A 17,801-nucleotide genomic window follows, 5' to 3' on the forward strand; every position below is an offset into this window, starting at 1 on the left:
AAAGGGGCGGATTGCGATGAAATCATTTTATATAAAGCAAAAAATCATGAGCATGCGCGGTCGTTTTGATGTGTTTGATGAAACGCAGCAGGAAGTGTATAAAATCGAGGGTAGCTTTATGCAAATTCCAAAAACATTTACAATTTTCGATTTGCAACGTAATGAAAAGGCGCTCATTACGAAAAAAACATTCAGCTTTTTACCAACCTTTTACGTTGAAGTAGAAGGACGACAACTGTTTACGATTAAAAAGGAATTTACGTTTTTTAAAGCAAAGTACGCTATAGAAGGTGCAGGTATCCAAGTACAAGGCAACGTGTGGAGTATGGAATTTGAAATTATTCAAAATGGGAAGAAAATCGGGCAAGTAAGTAAAGAGTGGCTTACTTGGGGTGACACGTATCATATTCAAGTGTTTGAAGAACAGTGGGAAATGATTGTCATCGCATTGGTGGTTGCCATTGATTGTGTCAAAGCTGATCAAAATAATACCGCTGCAGCATCAAGCGTATAACGAAAAAGCATCTCCATTATACGTGGAGATGCTTTTTCATGTCATAATATTGTTTGTAAGTGAAGCAGTTATTACGCTGGATTTACTTCTAATTCCACTTTAATTTTAATGTCTTTTCCAACTAATACGCCACCTGTTTCAAGTGCTTGGTTCCAAGTTAAACCAAAATCTTCGCGGTTGATTTTTGCTGAAGCTTCGAAGCCATAAACTTCTACGCCCCATGGATTTTTACCGTGACCACCGAATTCAACATCAAAAGTAACTGGTTTTGTTACGTCTTTGATTGTTAAATCACCTGTTACTTTGTAGTCATCGCCATCTTTTTCTACGTTAGAAGAAGTGAATGCGATATTTGGGAAAGTTTCTACATCAAAGAAGTCAGCAGATTTTAAGTGGTTGTCGCGATCTGTACTATTTGTATTAATACTAGCTACATCAAATGAAAAGTCGATTTTCGCATCTGAAAGGTCTGCTGCATTTGCTACATCTAAATTGGCTGTGTAATTTGAAAATTGTCCTTTTACTTTAGAAACCATCATGTGTTTTACTTCAAAGCCCACTGTTGAGTGAGATTGATCAATTGCCCATTTTGTCATTGTTATTTCCTCCTTGAAATTATCTTGAATTTGAGATATTCATGTAAAAATAAATTCCCTTTATAAGAGGGAAGAATTGCTAAATTAATTTGAATTCATTTATCTTGAATTCGAAATAAATATACCATAGCTATTTTTCTTCGTCAACAAAAATAAAAAAAATAATTTGCAATAGTACATATCAAATGTATGTAGAATTTCAGGGGAGTATGAAAAAATATAATTGGAACTTGATCAAAATGAAGATGCTGAACGATGAACTGACTTAATGAAGTTTAAAAAATTTTTTGAAAACCCCTTGCAGGTTACGTAACGTCACCATTTACCCTATAAAAAAAGGGGGTAAATAAAATGAATAAAAACGATATATTCTTTAGTACTTCACCATGGGGCTGGAAGGAACTTACTAAGCTTCTCCTATTGATCTTACTGATTGTACCAATCTTCATTGAATATTTGTTAAAGGGCTATTTAAAAGATGCTTTTCAAAATGATCTGTATGCGGGAACTTTAATTGGTCTTATTATGGCAATTATATTTATGATTGGGTTATATAGCGTGGCTTTGAAACCTAATAAGCTAAGCTGGCAGGAAGTCGGTTTAAAAAGGTTTTCTCGTAATTATTGGCTACCAATTATTGGTTGGTCGTTTGGTTTAATTGTTATAAGTGTTGTACTCGTTATTGTCATGGAGTTTCTTTTAGGCGTTGGTCCAGAAAATAGTAAGTCCGATAGCTTGCAATTTAGAATCACACCACTGAATTTCTTGATTGCATTTGTTTCAGCGGCCATTATTTCACCAATCTATGAGGAAATTTTTTATCGAGGATTTCTGTACCGGTTTTTTCGAGGGAAGTTCGGAATAGCACTAAGCATGTTCTTAAGTTCATTTATTTTTATGATTGTTCACATTCCGACCTTTAATACATTACCAGTAAATTTTATATCAGGTATGTTATTTGCATGGACCTATGAAAAGTCAGGTTCCATTGTTCCAGCAATTTTAATTCATGGTATATTCAATGGCATTGCCATCATCCTTACGTCTCTTGGATGAAGGCAAATGCCTGTTCAATAAAATCGATAATTTCTTGCTTAATTGGATAGAGGTTTAGCTCATTTGATAATTGAGATGATCGACGGACTTCCCAAAACCGATCCATTAAGTCTTGATCTCCGAGGAATGTTTCCTCTGAAAGAATATCCATATCCTCCAGTATTAACTTGGCATGTTCAGATGCTGGAGAGATATTATCCTGTATACATAGCTGAATTCGTCTAACGAGATTCATCCATTTTTGTGTAGACAAAGTATCTTCCTCTAATTTTGGCAACCTACCCTGTAATACTTCCTGCTCTTCGTCAGTGAAAAAAGCGTTCCATGAGCGGTTTTTTTCAGGCTTCACCGTTAATGCTAGTAGATCTTCCCAATGAATGTTTCCTTCTAATTTATGAATATTAAGCAAAGAAACGGTATGAGTAATTGATGATTGAATGTTCACTGCTTGTTCTTCTAAATAGGATTTGTGGGCTAGAAGTATAGATTCAATCGACTGCTTATCCATAACGAGCTTTATTTCTTCGAGTGGTAGGGCAAGGGATTTAAGTAAAATCACCTTTTCAAGCATTAAGCAGTCTTCGCCCGAATAAAACCGTTTCCCACCTTCGCCTACCTTTGATGGACGAACTAGACCAATTTGATCATAGTATCGAATCGTTCTTAAAGAAACTTTGAAGCGTTTTGCTAATTCTCCACTTGTTAAGTACATCGTTTCTCTCCTTAGGAATAAATATATTCTATTACAATTAATTCTATATTAACTCGTAATTTAATGGTACAAAGAAGCAAATATAAAAAGGTTAAGAATTGAAAATATGCTTTGCGAATAAAATTTCTATAAAAAACAAAAAAATGCTTCAAATTGACGTTAACGTAAATGCTATACTTCTTTAAAAAGGAGGGGTAGTGGTGAAATCTATAAAGGAATTGTCAATAGAATATCAATTATCGACTCGAACGCTACGTTATTACGAGGAAGTTGGTATTTTAAAACCGACTCGGCCAGCAAATGGAATGCGCCACTATTCTAAACGAGAGGAGGCCAAAATAAAATTAATATTAAGGGGAAAGAAGTATGGCTTTTCACTTGAGGAAATTAAGGAAATGGTCTTACTGTTCGACTTGGATCGAACGGGCGTAAAGCAACTACAACGCACGATTGTATACGGAGAACAAAAAATTGTAGAGATTGATGAGAAAATTCAAGAGCTTTATGAAATTCGTGAGGAAATGGATCGTATTGCAAATATGTTTCGCCAAAAATTAGCTCATTTAATGGAGGTTGGAGAATGAATATTTCAAACTTGTTAGCTAGAGGTGCAAGGAAATACCCACAAAATATTGCTGTTATTAGTATGGGAAAAGAAACTTCTTATGAACAGCTTGAAGCTCTTGTAAACCGAACAGCCAACAACTTACTATTGAACGGAATTTCTAAAGGAGACAAAGTGGCGATTTTTATGCCAAATGTACTTGAATTTGTCGTGCTCTATTTTGCCATTCAGCGAGTAGGTGCTGTCGTTGTACCTATCAATGCAAAATTTGTGAGAAATGAGCTTGAGTACGTTTTAGAGCATAGTGATGCAAAGGCAATTTTTGTGCATGAACTAATTTTTACACAGGCGGAAGCTCTTGATTTTACTGGATTAAAGGTGAAAACGGGAGCAGCAACGGATAAATGGCAAAGTTTTAATTCTTTTATAGATGAAGGCTTGTCTGAGGAAGTCTTATGTCAGTTAAAAGAGGATGATGAATCGACACTACTATATACATCGGGGACGACAGGTAATCCAAAAGGCGTTTTACTAACAAATCGTAATGTACTAGCTGTTTCTCACATGATTGCAATTGAAATGGAAGTGAAGCCTGAAAGTAGATTACTAATTATGATGCCGCTTACACATTCAGCACCGTTAAATTTATTTTTAGTAACGTCCGTATTAGTTGGAGCAACAGCTGTATTAACACCAACGTTTACACCGGATATGTTCCTTGATAGTGTTGAAAATTATAAAACAACTCATTTCTTTGGGGCTCCAGTAGCGTATTTATTAACGGCAAGCTCACCTAGAATGGCTACAGCTAATTTAACATCAATGAAGTGGTGGGTTTACGGCGGTTCTCCATTATCAAAAGGTGAAGTTGAGTACGTACAGCAACAATTCCGTACAGATCGCTTAATTTGTGTATATGGGTTAACCGAGGCAGGTCCAAGTGGAGCGATATTACACGCGGAAGATCATCCTACTCGAGCAGGGAGTATTGGAAAACGTGCACCGTTTGGCACAGAAATTCGCATTATAAATGATGAGGGACAGGATGTACAACCTGGTGAAATCGGGGAAATTATTTTATTTGGTGAAGGGAATATGAAGGAATACTATAAAAACCCAGAGGAAACAAGCAACATTTATATAGATGGATGGGTTCGTTCAGGGGATTTAGCAAGGATGGATGAGGACGGCTACATGTATATTGTTGATCGTAAAAAGGATGTCATTATTTCAGGCGGTGTGAACATTTATCCGAAAGAAATAGAAGATGCATTGCTGCAGCATCCTGCTATTTTCGAAGTTGCTGTTGTTGGTATTCCTCACTCTGAGTGGGGGGAATCGGTTAAGGCTATTTATGTAACAAAGGAGCCAGTGACAGAAGAAGAGTTGAAAACTTTACTTGAAACACAGTTAGCTAGTTTTAAACTCCCGCGTTTATATGAGCGAGTTGAGGCGCTCCCACGAAATGCGTCCGGAAAAATCTTGAAGCAACAGTTAAGAGGTGTAGTAAATGCAAGTATTAGCCAATGATCAAAAAAAACGAAGTAATTTTTATACACATGATGAAACACTTCATCAACTTTTAGAAGATAAACTTCAAAATTCATTGCATACGTATGCAGAGGAGAAGCTTTCAGCATTCGGTGCACTTTGTGCAGGACCAATCGATGTGCGTGCGAAAGTGACAGACCGTGAAGGAGAACCACGATTAAAGCGATACGATGCATATGGTGAAGAGATTAGTGAAGTCATAGTAAATGAGGGGTATAAGCAAACAATTACCGAAACGTATAAGACAGGGATTGTTGGCTATGTGCATAAGCCTATTCCAGAGCTTGGTGAGAAAGGGAACTATGTGTATAGTTTTGCGCAAGGCTATCTTCTTTCACAGGCGGAACCAGGGTTTTATTGTCCTGTTACATTAACAATGGCAACAGCATATTTACTCGATCACTATGCAGATGATGAAGTGAAACATCGCTTCCTACCACATGTTTGTGCGACGGGTGATGTGGAATTATTTGAAGGAGCTACATTTTTAACAGAGCGGCAAGGCGGCTCTGATGTTGGGGCGAATGTTGTTGAAGCACGACTAGAAAATGGAGCATGGCGTCTTTATGGAGAAAAATATTTCGCATCGAATGCCGGAATGTGCGGTGTAGCGATGGTGTTAGCTCGTCAAGTGGGTGACCAATTTGGGGGCTCCAAAGGGTTAACTTTATTTGCTGTACCATGGCGCAATGAGGAAGGTGTGCTTAATCACATAACAGTCCGTCGGTTAAAGGATAAACTGGGTGTAAGAGCTGTTCCTTCAGGGGAAGTTGTATTTGAAGGAGCAGAGGCATTTGTAGTTGGTGACCCATCAAAAGGTATTTATTACATGTTGGAAGCATTAAACTTATCACGAATTTGCAATGCTACTGCTTCTGTTGGCATTATGAAACGTGCATATGAGGAGGCACTCTATTATACACAAGGACGAATTGCATTTGGCCAATCGCTTGTAGAATTTCCAATGGTTCAAGAAACATTGGGCACCTTACAGGCAAAATGGCATGCATCATTAATTGCGTTATTTGATTTAATTGAACGTTATGATGATATTACACATGGCGTAGCTTCTGCTGAGGAGCAATTACTTGTAAGGCTATTAATTGCACTTGTAAAAAAGGAGACAGCTGAGGCATCGATCCATTTTGCGCATGAGGCTATCGAGTTACACGGTGGAAACGGGTATATTGAAGATTTTGTTACACCGAGGCTACTTCGAGATGCACAAGTGCTCACAGTGTGGGAAGGTACTGCAAATATTTTAGCTCATGAGCTTATACGACTTGTGCAAAAAAATGCACATGTAGTTTTGTTACAAGAGCTTCAGCAAACAAAACATCCATATTTACAGCAACGTGTTGCGCAATTAGAAGGATTACTCATGAATTTTACTCAGCTTTCTGTAGAAACACAGACAATTGAGGCGAAGTCACTTATGAAGGAAATGGCACAGTTATATGAAGCTGTTAGCGCGGTTAAACATGGAGAGAAATTTAATAATCGTGAAAAAAGGCTAGCTGAAATTTATATTGAACACACTTGGCAAAACCGCACATTTGGGGAAATTCCATTAGCAGTTAAGTATTTTGAAGAGGTTTGTCTATAAAAATAAAAACGGGTATTTCTGTTTGAAATTATTAAATAGAAATACTCTTTTATTTTTTCTGTTTGTAATTGTAATTGTCTACTAGAATCGTTAGAAGTTATTTGATCCCTTTAAAAACGTTTTAAAGAGCTTTGCATATGATATGAGGATGAAATTGTGAAAGGAATGAAAAAATGTATTATTCTTATGGGTATCCGTATCAGTATTCTGCATATCAAAATATGCCGATAAATCCATACGGTGGAACACCAGCTTACATGCCATATCCAACAGGTGTCAATCCAACAAATCCATATAATTGGCACGGAGATTCCACAAGCAATCAGGGCATGGTGCTAAAAGATTATGGGAAAAATCCGTTTGTCATAAATATTGAAGAAGCAACAAAGCGAAACAATACGTATCGAACGGCTTTATGGACCGGAGATCATTTACAACTTACATTAATGAGTATTAATCCCGGAGAAGATATTGGACTAGAAGTGCATCCTCATGTCGATCAATTTATTCGGATTGAACAAGGTCAAGGTATTGTGCAAATGGGGAAAAGTAAAGATCATTTAAACTTCAGACAAATGGTTTTTGAAGACTTTGCAATTTTTGTACCTGCTGGCACTTGGCATAATGTAACGAATACAGGGAATAGCCCTATAAAACTTTATACGATCTATGCCCCTCCTAATCATCCATTTGGGACTGTTCAACCTACAAAAGCGAGTGTCAAGTTTGTGGAACCAAGGTCATAGTAAAAAGTTTATTCTTCTAAAATATAGAGAGCAACTGAGTAAGAAATTTCTTAGTTGCTCTTTTTGCTGTTTCATTTTGTTACGGTGATCGCAATTTCAGTTTAGGTTTAGCGCCAATAACCGATAAAAGCTATCTTCCTATAACTCTTCATTTCTCAAAGACTATGCTTCTTCCAATATTTGTTATAAATAAAACACTTGAATATTAGTATATTTTTATTGTATTATATTCCTACAGAAAAACTTGGTTTTATGAGGAGGAGCATTTTTGTTACAAATGGCGATTACAGGTATCATTTGTGGTGCCTTACTAGGATTTGTGATGCAGCGCGGTCGTTTCTGCTTAACAGGCGGATTCCGTGACATGTTTATCGCAAAAGATAACCGTATGTTCTACGCTTTGCTTGTGGCAATCGCAGTACAGGCAGTAGGCGTATTTTTATTGATTGAATTTAATGTATTTGCCTATACAGCTGGTCAATTTACTTTATGGGCGACAATTATTGGCGCGTTCATTTTTGGTATTGGTATTATTTTAGCTGGAGGGTGTGCGACTGGTACATGGTATCGTGCAGGTGAAGGTCTTATAGGTAGCTGGATTGCACTAGCATTTTATATGCTAATGGCTGCGATTATGAAATCTGGCCCTCTTGCGCAATTTACTGTTGATGCACGAACTCCTGTAGTAGGGACGGACTCTATTGCAGCTACGTTTGGCATTAACATTTGGTTTTTAGTCATTCCATTCGTGGCGCTCGTAGCGTTCATTGTATACCGGGAGCTGAAGAAGCCACGTGTTAAAATCCCATCGTTAAAGCCGAAGAAAACAGGCTTAGCACATATTTTATTTGAAAAACGTTGGAATCCTTTTGTGACAGCCACTTTAATTGGTTTAATTGCAACATTAGCTTGGCCATTAAGTGCTATGTCAGGGCGTATTTTCGGTTTAGGTATTACAACGCCTTCAGCAAATATTTTACAATTTTTAGTAACTGGTAATCTAGATATTATTAACTGGGGTGTATTTTTAGTACTAGGGATTTTCTTCGGCTCATATTTTGCAGCGAAGATGAGCGGTGAGTTCCGTTTACGTACACCAGATACGAAAACTGTAGTACGTAGTTCTAGTGGTGGTTTACTAATGGGCTTCGGTGCAAGCTTAGCTGGTGGTTGCTCGATTGGTAATGGATTAGTAATGACTTCTATGATGACTTGGTCTGGATGGGTAGCTTTACTATTTATGATTTTAGGAACTTGGACAGCATCGTATTTTGTATTTGTCCGACCTGCGAAAGCTCGTGCAGCAACACGAAGCTAAATAGAAAAAAGGAGTTTTATAACTATGAAAAAAACGTTAGAAGTATTAGGAATGGTTTGCCCGTTTCCATTAATTGAAGCAAAAGAAGCGATTAAAGAGTTAAACTCAGGTGATGAGTTAGAAGTACAGTTTGATTGCACACAAGGAACAGAATCAATTCCTCGCTGGGCAGCAGAAGATGGGCATGAAGTAACGGCTTATGAGCAATTAGGCGAAGCTTCATGGACAATTACAATTAAAAAGAAATAATAATTTACGCTCGTCTTCATGTATGGAGATGGGCGTTTTGTTTATGCTAAGAAAAAAATGTGAGGAGGCTATGTGGAGTTTCCCATTTAAAAGTAAAATGCCAAACTCCTATTACATATGAAAACATTACAGGACATTTATGAGCAATCATTAACTGTTACAAAGGAAGGGAAAGTAGCAACGTATATCCCAGCACTAGCAGCTGCTAGTTCTGATCATTTCTCAGTAAGCATTTGTGCAAAAAACAACAAAGAAATTCAACTCGGTGATTGTCATGCTACCCTCACATTGCAAAGTGTTGTCAAGGTTATTAGTTTTATGGTCGCAGCAAATCATCATAGTATGGATGAAATTATGAAGTATGTAGACGTAGAGCCTACAGGTGACTCCTTTAATTCCATTGTTCGATTAGAAAGTGACAAGAAAAAACCGTTCAATCCAATGATTAATGCTGGAGCTATTACGATTGCATCCTTACTGCCAGGAGAAAGCTTACATGATAAGGTGAAGTCCGTAACAGAATTTTTAGAAGCTATTTTGCAAAAGCAAGTACATATTAACAATGAAGTATATCTTTCTGAATATCATTCCGCAGATTACAACCGGGCAATCGCGTATATTTTAAAAGCAAATGGTTTTTTATCTTCGGATGTGGAAGATGCATTACAAGTTTACTTGCAGCTTTGTTCAATCGTTGTCACAGTTTCAGATTTAGCGAAAATAGCGCTATATTTCGCAACGGATGGCAACAACGAATATTACTCAGAAAAAGCAAAGAGTAGTCTAGAAGTAATTCAAGTTGCAAAAGCTTTAATGCTAACATGCGGAATGTACAACGCTTCAGGAAAATTTGCAGCGTTTGTTGGCATGCCTGCTAAAAGTGGTGTATCTGGAGCTATAATCGCCGTTGTGAAAAATTCAAAGATCGAAGGATTACAAGGCCCAATGGGTATTGGATTATATGGTCCATCAATCGATTCAGTAGGGAATAGTGTAGCTGGTATTCATTTTTTAACGAAGCTTTCAAAGGAATATGATTTGTTTTGTTTATAAATATTAAGTATACATCTTGTCAAACTATAAAATATAAGGGCAACATTACACAAGTTAGTGTGACTGTTGCCCTTGTTCATTATTTTAGATGTGCATGATCACGGCCAATTGGTACTACTAGAGGAGTTGCAGAAATCGGATCCTCAATTACCATACAGTCTAAATCAAACGTCTCCTTAATAAGCTCACTTGTAATAATTTTAGATGGAGCACCTTCCGCAATTAACTCGCCATCGACTGCCTCATAATCATCCTTCGACCAACCGCTAAATAAAGATTGGTAAGGAAAGCGACCTCGACCAATTAAGTCCGCTACGGTAATACCCTCTGGAACAATAAATTAAACTTTCTATGTAATGATTGACATTGCCTGTTTAATGCAGTATTTTAAATGAAAAAGATTATCATTTGCAATTGAGTGACGTTAATTAATATAAAGCGAAAATTTAGGGAGTGTTATCGATGGATTTATATGATGTAACAATCGTTGGTGGAGGACCTGCAGGCTTATATAGTGCGTTTTATAGTGGAATGCGAGATATGAAAACAAAAATTATTGAATTTCAGCCTCAACTAGGTGGGAAGGTCAATATCTTTTTAGAAAAAATGTTATGGGATGTTGGGGGGCAACCACCGATAATTGCTGAGCGATTTATAGAAAATTTAGTAGAGCAGGCGATGACGTTCAATCCAACTGTTTGTTTAAATTCAAAAGTACAGTCCATTGATAAAGTAGACGATTACTTTATTATTTCAACTGATAGTGGCTTAAAACATTATTCGAAAACGATCATTGTGTCCATTGGAGGAGGTATTTTTCAGCCAATTAAATTAGAACTTGAAGGCGCCGAAAAATATGAAATGACAAATTTACATTACACGATTAATGGCCTTCATCGCTTCAAGGATAAAGAAGTACTTATTTCTGGTGGTGGCAATGGTGCAATCGATTGGGCGGTGGAATTATTACCAATTGCTAAAAAGGTAACTGTTATTTACCGAAGTGAAGAACTTAAGGCTCATGAGGCACAAGTGAATAAATTATTCGAACATAATGTTGAAATTTTATTGAATGCTGAAATTAGCTCCCTTCAATCCAATGCAAATAAAACGGCAATTGAAAAAGTAACGATCGTTCAACAAGGTCAGAAGCTTGAAATGGTAGTAGATGATATTATTATTAGTCATGGATACAACCGTGAAGTTTCGTTAGACTTTACAGCACATATCGCTCCTGAACGAAAAAATGACTATTTGATTCAAAGTACAGGCCAATGTAAAACAACAGTACCAGGATTGTTTGCTGCTGGAGACATTATTGCTTATGAAGATAAAGTAAATTTATTAGTCGGCACATTCCAAGATGCAGTGCTTGCTGTAAATAGTGCTAAAAAATATATACAACCAGAAGCAAACCAATATGCTATGGTTTCTTCCCATAATGAAAAATTTAGAGAAAAGAATCAAGAAATTTATTCGCAAGTAATAATGGGAAGATAGTAAGTACAAAAAAGGAATCTTCATAAAGTAAAAACGCTCATGCCTACTACATAATAGGCATGAGCATTTTTTTAGTTAACTACCACCTGGTTCAGGAATTGTCACAGGTCCACCCCATTGGGTAAAGGTGTTACTCGTTGTGTCCTTTACATTCATGATGTTTGCAGTTGCAACGTAATAGGCGCCAAGATATTCATCCGTGAGATAGAGCTCTACATCTGAAATTGTTATTCCCTCGAAATTGATTGGACTTTCAGGTATAAGCTTCCATGCAACATCCTTAAATGCTTCAGGGGCGGGTACATCTAATTCATCAATGACTTTCCATTTCGAGTTTAAGGCTAGGTACTGTGTAATCATATATGGATGTGCAAATGCCCGTGTTAACTTAATCGTGTTCGTTGCTATTAATATATCTGTATCTAATGTATCATCAGTTTCCTCAATCCAACGACCATCTTCTAATTGCATCCAACCAGTATCCTCATATAGTACGATGCTTATGTTATCGCTTTTTACACTCATTGCAAATTCAGGATCCCATTTAAAGTCTACCGCTGAATTACTCCCACTCGTTGATTGCACGATATGTGAACCTGTTTTTGCAGCTAGCATTGCGGCCATCATACAATTGGCTAATTGATTTCCATCAATAACTGCATCTTTTTCAAATACGATGCCATCACATTCAGCAGGGGCTATTTGCACTTCCTGTGAAGTACCTTCCTCATTTGTTTCATCGGTTTCTTCATTTGTATTATCAGCATCGGCTATCGTATCCACCTGCTGCTCTGAACTTTCGTTTGTCGAATTTGAATCGGTCGTGTCATTACATGCAGCTAATAAAAATAAGAAAATACATGCTAGAAGTAAAGTGTGAACATAAGGTTTTTGTACTCCGGTTTTATGCCTCCACTTAAATAAAGCTACAATATTATAAATTGTATTTCGCAACGTTTTCACTCCCTTAAGATTAATGAAAAAGCTAAAATTTACTCAAGTTACACAATATGATTTGAAACTGAAAAAAATACTTTATTTTTAGTGTCCTTCTTCCGTTTGGCGTAATGGAGAGAAGGTGCAACATAAACTAATACTGTTTTAAATGAAATCATTGTATTAATATAAATGAATGTAAGAATTTTTAAAAAATATTTATATATTTACATTAAATGGAGGTAAATGTGATTATTAATGAAGTATTTCAAAAAGGAAAACTATTAATCCCTACAATAAATTTGACACCACAGCTTCATAAAATTATTGGTATACAAACAGATGTACAAAGAAAGCTAGTTCTTATAAATGAGTTAAAGGGCAATGAGAACATCTATCTATCTACTAGTAATCTAGGAGAATATGAGCGTCATACAGTGAGAGAACTTTTAAAATTTTTTATAGGAATTAGTGGGTGTGCATATAAGGTCGATTTTTTAATTGAAAAGTTTGGCTTAGAGGATATTAAGCACGTAAAGATAAAAAACGTTGCGTATTCTCGACAAATGTTTATTAAGATATTGCGCATTTATTTTGCTACACAATCTACAATCGTACTAGAAGAACCGTATTTTTATTTAGATGATTCGGACCGGAAAATACTTAGTGAATTATTAGATGAACTTTGTGCTACTAAAAAGCTCATTGTTTTAGCCTCGAATTTGGAGGATGCATTAATTTCCTGTCATAAAATTTACCGATTAGATGAACAGGGCTTGAGACAATTAGATATTGCAGATACAGAGGAACAAAAAGAGGGAGTATATGAACAACCGAATTTAAAATTAGAAAAGATATCAACGAAGAAAAACGAAAAAATTATTTTATTTGATCCGCCAGAGATTGATTATATCGAAAGTTTAGAAGGAACAATCTTTGTTCATGTAGGGGGAGAAAGTTATTCGTGTGCAATGACTTTAATTGAGCTTGAAAAGAAACTGAAATCATATGGCTTCTTTAGGTGCCATCGATCATACATAGTAAACCTCCAAAAAGTCAGGGAAATTATTACCTGGACGAAAAATAGTTACAGCTTGCGATTAAATGCGGGGAAGGATTCGGTTGTACCTTTGTCGAGAACGAAACTACAGGATTTGAGGGATTTACTCAATATATAATTTCCTAGGAAATATTTTTACAAATTTAGTGGCAGTTCGGTACACTTCAACGGCAAATAGGTACATTTCGACGAAAAACTACGGCTATCCTTCATTTCTTTTTCTACAATTGGTGTAACAACTTAAAGGAGTGGTAAAGATGAACGTAATTTCTGTTCAAAATATTAAAAAACGCTTCGATCAAAAGGAAGCATTATCGGATGTGTCTTTTACAATACCTAAAGGAGAAATCTTTGGGTTTCTAGGTCCTAGTGGCTCAGGTAAAACAACTCTTATAAAAATACTGACTGCGCAGCTTCAACAAACAGGGGGCGAAGCAATGGTGCTTGGGGCACCAGCAATCGACATGCAGGCAGTAAAACAAAAGAAACGCTTCGGTATTTTAACGGATAATAGCGGATTATATGAGCGACTTACAATAGAAGAAAATTTAGAGGTTTTCCGTCAATTGTATGAATTACCAAAAAGCTCAGTTGATAAAGTGTTGGAATTTGTCAATTTAAAAGAGGATCGCAAAAAGAGAGTTAATCAATTATCAAAAGGAATGAGACAGCGTGTTACGCTTGCATGTGCAATTATTCATGAGCCTGAATTACTCTTCTTAGATGAACCTACATCTGCGTTAGATCCTGTGAATACCGCACATATATATAAAGGTCTTCGTTATTTAAATGAGCGAGGGACGACGATTTTTTTAACTACCCACGATATGACAGAGGCAGAAACACTTTGCAATCGAGTGGCGATTTTGCATAAAGGTGTTATTCAAGCAATTGGTGTACCAAAAGAATTAAAAAAGCAACATCGAGATGGCGTTCTACATGTGGAGTTGAAGGATGGGCAAGTTCACGAATTATTGATGAATGAAGAGTCTGGTAAGCAAATTACACATTGGTTAACGATGAATCAGCTTGATTCAATAAAAACGAGCGAGCCAAGCTTAGGTGATATTTTTATGAAACTAACAGGGAGTGAATTATAATGAACATTTCATATAAACGAATTCAAGCAATCTTTTTAAAAGACTACAAGGAGTTTTCAAGAAACTATTCGATTTCTATTATCATTATTTTCCCAATGTTATTTGCATTACTTTACCGAAGTGACGATCCAACTCAAACCTTTATGACAGCATTCGTGCTTAATTTCTCATTTGCAATGCTTACAAGTTTTATTCAAGCATGCTTAATTGCTGAAGAAAAAGAGAAAAATACGCTGCGTTCATTAATGATGACACCAGCTAGTATTTTTGATGTGCTATTAGGAAAAAGTGCGTTAGTGTTTGTATTATCAGCGGTTGTACTCGCTGTTACCGTTTATCTTTTAGGATACACACCAGATAATTATGGGTTATTTATTGCGGCAACTGTATTATCAATTATTTTGTACACAGCATTAGGAACAATTTGTGGATTATTTTCTAAGTCTGTTATGGAAGCTTCATTGGCCATTTTCCCTGTATTAATTATTTTTACGGGTAGTCAGTTTGGAGCAGCACTTGAAGAAAAATTCTCCTTTTTAAGTATTTTACAATATTTACCTGGTTCGCAATTTGCAGATTTACTTGCTATCATGCAGACAGATTATAAGCTAGCAGATACATTTGAAAGCTTAGGAATTATGCTTGTTTGGACGATAGCTGTGACAATCATTTCAGTCATCCTATATAAAAAGCGACTTATGGATTAGTCGACTAAATGAAAACGCCAGGCAAAAGGAAGTGAACGATTCCTTTGGCTGGCGTTATTTTGATAGTTAATTTACATGGAGCACTTTGTTTTGATGCAATATCTCTACTAGATCTACTTCTGGCATTGGTTTGAAATAGTGATATCCTTGTGCAATGCCACATTCAAGGGAGCGTAAAATAGTAGCTTGTTGCTCAGTTTCAACACCTTCTGCCACCACATTTAAATCCAAACTGTGTGCCATTGTAATAATAGATTGAACAATAGCAAAATCATTTTTTTGCTCGATATCCATTACAAATGAGCGGTCAATTTTTAATTGATGGATAGGTAATCGTTTTAAATAGTTTAAAGAAGAATAGCCCATACCAAAATCATCGATTGAAATGTAAAGATTGTGATCCTTTAATTGTTGTAGCTTTTCAATAACGATTTCAGGTTCAGCCATTGCAACACCCTCTGTAATTTCTAGTTCTACATATTGGGAGGATAGCTCACTTTGTCTGAGAATTGCAAGTACTTGTTCGACAAAGTTCGGTTGTTCAAACTGTTTGATGGAAATATTCACTGCTACCCGGAATTTATCTAATCCGGCATTGAGCCATTTTTTTCGGTCGGCGCAAGCTTGATTTAAAATCCAATTACCAAGTTCAATAATATGACCATGCTCCTCTGCAATTCTAATAAATTTTTCGGGTGAAATAAATCCTTTTGACGGGTGATACCAGCGGATAAGTGCTTCCGCACCTATTATTTCACCTGTAGTCAAATCAATTTGTGGCTGATAATTGAGCACAAATTGGTTTGTCCCTAATGCCTCTTTTAAATCATTTGCAAGAGCAAAGCTTTCCGTAATTTCATTCTCAAAACCAATTGAATAAAAAGTAACTTGATTTCGACCATTTGCTTTTGATTTAAACATAGCCATATCAGCATTTTTAATTAATACTTCCGCTGTTGTACCATGTTGTGGGTACACGCTTATACCGATGCTCCCTGTGTTAAATAGATGTATATTTTTAATTTTCACAGGCATTCCTAAAGTATCAATAATCGATTGGATACGAGGTGTTAGTTCCTCAGTCGTTTTAAAATTTGTTAGGGTGATAATGAATTCGTCACCACCAAAACGGAAAATTTGATCATTTTCTACTAACTGTTCCTTTAAGCGGCTAGCTGTAATTTTTAATAATGTATCACCTGCTGTATGGTTAATTGAATCATTTATACTTTTGAATTGATCTAAATCTAAAAATAGAAGTGCGAACGGTTTGTTCTTGTCGATAAGAAGTTGAATTTGTTTCATTAGCATCGTGCGATTTGGCAGCATCGTGATTTGATCATAATAAGCTAAAAGATGAATTTCCTTTTCATGCTTCTTTTCCAACGAAACATCTCGTGTAGCACCACGATAACCAATCAAATGGTTGTCTTCATTAAAAATAGGGACGCCATTACAGCTTAAATAAATGATATCGCCCATTGCATTTTTCTTTGCAAAGTGAATATTGCGGAAGGTAATTTTCTTTTCAATGGCCTCCTTATAATAATGAGCAATGATTTCATTATTTGGAGCTTCCATATGTGCAAAGGTACTTTTCCCGATTAATTCCTTCGCAGAATAGCCCAAAATAGACTTTACTCGATCCGAAAGATACGTATAATTTCCGTCTAAATCTGTTTCCCATACAAATTCATCAAAGGCTGTTACGACATCTCGGAAACGTTTTTCGCTTTCCATTATCATTTCACGACTTGTTGTAACCTCAGTATAAATTTCAATTAGCTCTTGAGGGAATTTTCTTAAGCTTTTTTTAGATACTTTCGATTGTCGCAGCAGTCCTCGAAAGTCTTTTAATTGTTTTATGTATTGATTGGTGATCATACTTGAACCGACCAAGGCAATAAGAAGCATTAAAAACAAGATGCCGAACATTGCCAAAATATCCTTTTGGAAATACGTGAATAAATCGTCTAAGAGCACATTTGACCATGTATGCCCTATTACTTCACCATCCCGAATAATTGGAAGAATGGTCGCTACAACGTACCCATCTCGTGTTTGAGAATAGTTATAAAACTTTAGTGGCTTTTTTGTTTCATAAACAATTCGTGCATCAGAAGAAAGTTTAATATCGATTAAGCCATCTTGAGAAAAGTTAGGTCCAAATGCAACAATTGATTGTAAATTTTTAACATAATAGCCGGTTCCAAAATTCTCAAAGGAAATGATAATATCATCCACAAAAGGCTGTAACTTTGTATTAAGCTGACTTATTTTTTCTTCTTTTGAAATGCTCGAATCCAGAATATAGTCATCGAAGCTGCCTTGTAAAGATTGGTCCAGTAAGTTGGCTACCGCAGTAGTTTCCTTATAACGATCATCTAGGGTTTTTTGCCAAGTATAATAAATATTGAAAATGAACGTAATTATGATAGTTAAAGAGACTAAAAGAATTGTGAGCCAATAGATTTTCTTTTTAACAGACAAATTTTCTTCATTCCTTTTAAAAACCGATTCAACTGGAAACAT

17 protein-coding genes and 1 pseudogene are annotated in these 17,801 nt (G+C 36.1%); 13 read left to right on the forward strand and 5 right to left on the reverse strand.

Annotated features, from left to right (window positions below):
- The first annotated feature begins 16 nt into the window (after window positions 1–16).
- Window positions 17–514 (forward strand): LURP-one-related/scramblase family protein, encoded by a 498-nt coding sequence (locus MKZ17_RS04155; RefSeq protein WP_340722538.1) that lies wholly within the window; start codon window positions 17–19, stop codon window positions 512–514.
- A 71-nt stretch (window positions 515–585) separates the two neighbouring features.
- On the opposite strand, the gene MKZ17_RS04160 is transcribed toward MKZ17_RS04155, so the two are convergent.
- Entirely contained in the window at window positions 586–1,110 is a 525-nt protein-coding gene (locus MKZ17_RS04160; protein WP_340722539.1) for a YceI family protein, read from the reverse strand.
- A gap of 351 nt (window positions 1,111–1,461) precedes the next feature.
- On the opposite strand from MKZ17_RS04160, the gene MKZ17_RS04165 reads away from it, so the two are divergent.
- Window positions 1,462–2,166 carry a CPBP family intramembrane glutamic endopeptidase gene (locus tag MKZ17_RS04165; protein WP_340722540.1) on the forward strand — a complete coding sequence of 235 codons (705 nt, stop codon included), beginning with the start codon at window positions 1,462–1,464 and terminating at the stop codon, window positions 2,164–2,166.
- On the opposite strand, the gene MKZ17_RS04170 is transcribed toward MKZ17_RS04165, so the two are convergent.
- On the reverse strand, window positions 2,150–2,878 hold the full coding sequence (locus MKZ17_RS04170; RefSeq protein WP_340722541.1) for a MerR family transcriptional regulator: 729 nt from the start codon (window positions 2,876–2,878) through the stop codon (window positions 2,150–2,152). The two genes, MKZ17_RS04165 and MKZ17_RS04170, sit on opposite strands and share 17 nt — an antisense overlap.
- Window positions 2,879–3,078: 200 nt before the next feature.
- On the opposite strand from MKZ17_RS04170, the gene MKZ17_RS04175 reads away from it, so the two are divergent.
- The 7 genes from MKZ17_RS04175 (at window position 3,079) to glsA (ending at window position 9,966) form a co-directional block, all read left to right on the forward strand.
- Window positions 3,079–3,462, forward strand: coding sequence for a MerR family transcriptional regulator (locus tag MKZ17_RS04175; RefSeq protein WP_340722542.1), 384 nt, complete (start codon window positions 3,079–3,081; stop codon window positions 3,460–3,462).
- A complete protein-coding gene (locus MKZ17_RS04180; protein ID WP_340722543.1) occupies window positions 3,459–4,973 on the forward strand; it encodes a class I adenylate-forming enzyme family protein in 1,515 nt (504 codons plus the stop codon). Before MKZ17_RS04175 ends, MKZ17_RS04180 begins: the two co-directional genes overlap by 4 nt.
- On the forward strand, window positions 4,954–6,600 hold the full coding sequence (locus MKZ17_RS04185; RefSeq protein ID WP_340722544.1) for an acyl-CoA dehydrogenase family protein: 1,647 nt from the start codon (window positions 4,954–4,956) through the stop codon (window positions 6,598–6,600). The genes MKZ17_RS04180 and MKZ17_RS04185 overlap by 20 nt, the downstream gene beginning before the upstream one ends.
- Window positions 6,601–6,773: 173 nt before the next feature.
- Window positions 6,774–7,346, forward strand: coding sequence for a cupin domain-containing protein (locus MKZ17_RS04190; protein ID WP_340722545.1), 573 nt, complete (start codon window positions 6,774–6,776; stop codon window positions 7,344–7,346).
- Between the two features lie 268 nt (window positions 7,347–7,614).
- A complete protein-coding gene (locus tag MKZ17_RS04195) occupies window positions 7,615–8,664 on the forward strand; it encodes a YeeE/YedE family protein (RefSeq protein WP_340722546.1) in 1,050 nt (349 codons plus the stop codon).
- Window positions 8,665–8,688: 24 nt separating this feature from the next.
- The gene (locus MKZ17_RS04200; protein ID WP_340722547.1) at window positions 8,689–8,913 is read left to right on the forward strand and encodes a sulfurtransferase TusA family protein; all 225 of its coding nucleotides are present in this window, start codon (window positions 8,689–8,691) and stop codon (window positions 8,911–8,913) included.
- 117 nt (window positions 8,914–9,030) lie between these two features.
- Window positions 9,031–9,966, forward strand: coding sequence for a glutaminase A (gene glsA, locus MKZ17_RS04205; protein WP_340722548.1), 936 nt, complete (start codon window positions 9,031–9,033; stop codon window positions 9,964–9,966).
- Window positions 9,967–10,045: 79 nt separating this feature from the next.
- Here the strand turns inward: glsA and MKZ17_RS04210 are convergent.
- Window positions 10,046–10,303, reverse strand: a pseudogene (locus MKZ17_RS04210) (hypothetical protein); the annotation flags it as partial.
- A 125-nt stretch (window positions 10,304–10,428) separates the two neighbouring features.
- Here MKZ17_RS04210 and MKZ17_RS04215 point away from each other — a divergent pair.
- Complete coding sequence (locus MKZ17_RS04215; protein WP_340722549.1) at window positions 10,429–11,466, forward strand: NAD(P)/FAD-dependent oxidoreductase; 1,038 nt, start codon at window positions 10,429–10,431, stop codon at window positions 11,464–11,466.
- Between the two features lie 75 nt (window positions 11,467–11,541).
- Here MKZ17_RS04215 and MKZ17_RS04220 read toward each other — a convergent pair whose 3' ends face one another.
- A complete protein-coding gene (locus tag MKZ17_RS04220) occupies window positions 11,542–12,420 on the reverse strand; it encodes a hypothetical protein (RefSeq protein WP_340722550.1) in 879 nt (292 codons plus the stop codon).
- Window positions 12,421–12,650: 230 nt separating this feature from the next.
- Here MKZ17_RS04220 and MKZ17_RS04225 point away from each other — a divergent pair, with 230 nt between their 5' ends.
- The 3 genes from MKZ17_RS04225 to MKZ17_RS04235 all read left to right on the forward strand — a co-directional run bounded on the left by MKZ17_RS04225 (window position 12,651) and on the right by MKZ17_RS04235 (window position 15,269).
- On the forward strand, window positions 12,651–13,580 hold the full coding sequence (locus MKZ17_RS04225) for a LytTR family transcriptional regulator DNA-binding domain-containing protein (protein ID WP_340722551.1): 930 nt from the start codon (window positions 12,651–12,653) through the stop codon (window positions 13,578–13,580).
- A gap of 139 nt (window positions 13,581–13,719) precedes the next feature.
- Window positions 13,720–14,562, forward strand: a complete 843-nt coding sequence (locus tag MKZ17_RS04230) for an ABC transporter ATP-binding protein (protein ID WP_340722552.1) — start codon at window positions 13,720–13,722, stop codon at window positions 14,560–14,562.
- Window positions 14,562–15,269: an ABC transporter permease gene (locus MKZ17_RS04235; protein WP_340722553.1), complete on the forward strand. Its 708-nt coding sequence runs from the start codon at window positions 14,562–14,564 to the stop codon at window positions 15,267–15,269. The genes MKZ17_RS04230 and MKZ17_RS04235 overlap by 1 nt, the downstream gene beginning before the upstream one ends.
- Window positions 15,270–15,335: 66 nt before the next feature.
- Here MKZ17_RS04235 and MKZ17_RS04240 read toward each other — a convergent pair whose 3' ends face one another.
- A complete protein-coding gene (locus tag MKZ17_RS04240; RefSeq protein ID WP_340722554.1) occupies window positions 15,336–17,759 on the reverse strand; it encodes an EAL domain-containing protein in 2,424 nt (807 codons plus the stop codon).
- Between the last annotated feature and the right edge of the window lie 42 nt (window positions 17,760–17,801).

The sequence above is a fragment of the Solibacillus sp. FSL R7-0682 genome (assembly GCF_038005985.1).
GTDB lineage: Bacteria > Bacillota > Bacilli > Bacillales_A > Planococcaceae > Solibacillus.